The sequence below is a fragment of the Bacteroidales bacterium genome (assembly GCA_023229505.1).
Lineage (GTDB): Bacteria > Bacteroidota > Bacteroidia > Bacteroidales > JAGOPY01 > JAGOPY01.
In genome coordinates, this window is sequence record JALNZD010000101.1 from 1 (window position 1) to 3,091 (window position 3,091).

2 protein-coding genes are annotated in these 3,091 nt (G+C 34.4%); both read right to left on the minus strand.

Translation table 11 applies throughout. From position 1 onward, the window contains the following. Positions 1-251: 251 nt before the first annotated feature. Positions 252-1,586, minus strand: a complete 1,335-nt coding sequence (locus M0Q51_17335; GenBank protein MCK9401732.1) for a T9SS type A sorting domain-containing protein — start codon at positions 1,584-1,586, stop codon at positions 252-254. Positions 1,587-1,741: 155 nt separating this feature from the next. Beyond that, the gene (locus M0Q51_17340; protein MCK9401733.1) at positions 1,742-2,716 is read right to left on the minus strand and encodes a hypothetical protein; all 975 of its coding nucleotides are present in this window, start codon (positions 2,714-2,716) and stop codon (positions 1,742-1,744) included. Positions 2,717-3,091: the final 375 nt, after the last annotated feature.

The window sequence follows — 3,091 nt, forward strand, 5'->3', positions numbered from 1 at the left end:
GGTTTTTGGCCTTGTGATCCTGACGGGCATGTTCCTGGCGTGGGTTTCTACCTATTTCGCTGTCAGAAAGTATTTGAAGATGAAGGAAGATGATTTGTACTGAGGACGGTAGGACTGTAAAGTAATTGGAAAATTGAAATTGGAAATTTGGGACATAACTCCTGTTCACTGTATCACCATATCACCGTTTCACTGTTTCACATAATTTATTATTTCCCGGAGGGGATCAATATCGAATAAAAAATTACCCTTTAATTTTTCATCCATTTGCCGCTCTGAATAGTCTGATTTTTTTTATCGAGTATCCTGTAAAGATAAATCCCGCGAGGGAGGCCGGAAACATATATCGAATTTGTGCCGGTTGAAAGTTCCGCTTCACATTCCAACCTTCCGGTCAGGTCAAAAAACTGAAGCTGTAACCGATCAATTGGTGAGTTAACATTTAAAGTCTCATTCCCCGGATTGGGATGGAGATGACAGGTGTTTGTATTTATAATTGGATTTTCCGGCGTAGAAACCAGCAATCCATCCTGGTTGACCTTGAGAATAAAGATATCGAACTCTTCATTCTGGGTTAAATAGTCATACCGTGAACACGACAGCACACATCCACTGTCTTGCGTGGCCAGTATGGCATTAACCAGGTAGAATGCATCCCCTCCATAAAACCGCTGGTTTTTAAGGTTCAGTTCAGAATCTATGATATTTAACATGATCCAGGAAGGTTCGTTTTGAAAAGGAAAGAAGTAAGAATTGGATGAACCTGCATAGAAGATATTATCAGGAGAAATGAAATCAAGATTCTTATATATTCCTGGCAATTCAACTGTATCAGTTTTACCGAAATAGGCTGAAGATAAAATTGAATCTTTCCTGGTTACTTTAAGAATTCCCATATCCCATTCTTCACTATTGAATGTGTACATTTTACCAGTTAAAAGATAAGTAGAATCATTTATCCATTTAGCTGTATTAAGATCATTTATATATTCATTAAAAGACCCTGTATCAATCACATTAAAATTAGTATCCAACACATTTAAAAAACTCAACCCTCTTGAACCTAATGGATAGAATGAAAATACTTTATATGAAAATACAGGGGAATTTTCTAACAAAGTAAAACCTTCATTAAATGAAAATGAATTAAAAAACCGGTTTCTGACCATTGTGCCATCTGGTGTAATCTCATAAATACATTCATTATAATAAGTTTGTGGCGCCATATATAAAGCTAAAAAAACTATATTTCCTTTATGATTGATTATATGTCTGAAATCAAATATTTTATAGCCATTCGAATTCAACCTCTTATCATCCAATACTTGTAAATTATTATTTAACAATACATACCACAATTCTGAAGTTGAATCACATGACCAATAACCAAGAGCTACAAAATGGTCTAGATCAATTTTTATCAATTCACTCAAGGTGCAAATTCCTTCAGGATTACTTATTCGAATTGAATCTACGAATGACCCTTCATGATCAAGTTTGATAATCAAACCATACAATGAGTTATCAACAGGGAAATAAATATTTCCAAGATCATCTTTTAACAGACTCTCAGCTATTTCATTCATGGGGCTTGAATACCGATATTCAAATGTAGATTGGGGAAATGAATATAAAATTGAGGAAAAATATATTATTAAGAATGTGAATGTTTTCATAGAAATTTAGTTTTTCTGGTTAAAAAGCAGGGTGTATCTTGTTATATACACCCTGCAATAACGAGTTAATTAAAAGTACCGGGCTCATTTGGGTTTACTAACCAGTGGCAATATTGGTTCCTTAACCATTGATAATAGAAATATCCATTTGGCGGGATATGAACAGTATTATCACCAACCTGGTAGATAGACATTAATACTCTATCCCCTAATTGTTGGTTAGTGACAGTATAAACTAAATCTGTAGCTACTTGTTCTGTTGAATGCCAATAAAAATTCATCTCATCCGGGCAGAGGCAAGCATCAAAATTTGGATAATTTGAAAACTTGAATAGTATTAAATAGTCATAAAGATTATCATACGGTATTTCATCATTTGGATTAAGAAACATATCATCATCATCATAAAACATCATAGGATCCGAATAGACAATCACTAAATCAGGTAAGATATCTACTGTTAATACATCTATCGGAGAATGCCGTTGAGCAGGAACCCCAATATTTAGTCTAATTCTTTGTTCGATTTGCCATGCAGCATCGATATACTTATTTTCTCCTTCATGCGGGCCAGCACAGTATCCACCATTATTATCTTGTCGCCAACCTAATTTCCACCAATCCTCCTCACCAAAAGTACCATAATTAATCGGCGAGCCATATCCAAAACCTGAGATTATGCAGAATGTAACGCTTCCAGCAATAGAATCCCTGCTAAAAACATCTGCGAAAATCAAATGAAGATTCTGTGAAGGAAGATTCTCATATTGAATAGTCAGGCTGTCAATAATCTTGTCATAAACAGATACAGCTTCAGCAGGTGTTACCTTTCCACCTGATAAATCAACATCAATATATACGGAATCTATGGAAAGACCTTCTAGATTATTAGCAACATCGGCATAGGTATAGTTTATCAAAGCTTCCGTGTACCAAACCGCAGTATCTATCGGATAACCACTTCCGGTTTTCAACCTGCTTTCAATGTCTGATTTGAATGAAACTATCCGCTGTTCAATATTCTGGCTGGTCTGGGTCACCTGTTCGGTTGGATTTACCTGGGAAGAATCATCATGCTGTTATTTACAGCTTAAAATTACGACAATAAAAGATAAAATAATTGCTAAAATAAATACAACTTTTTTCATTTTTGATTAAATAAAATGGTTAATAAACTAAATATCATTGTGTTGTAAAAGCAAAATGCAATTATGGAGGGTACAGCGATTTTGGATCCAGCATAATGAACCTAACATATATAAGTCCATTCTTGATGCCCGTAATAATATAAATCCCGACTTTGACACTTGTTTGTCTTTTTTAACTATTTGAATTTCACAACTAATTGATATTCAGTGTACACAAAAATGGAATTCTTTTATTTTCAAAAAATGTAGTGGACACTTTATCAACAA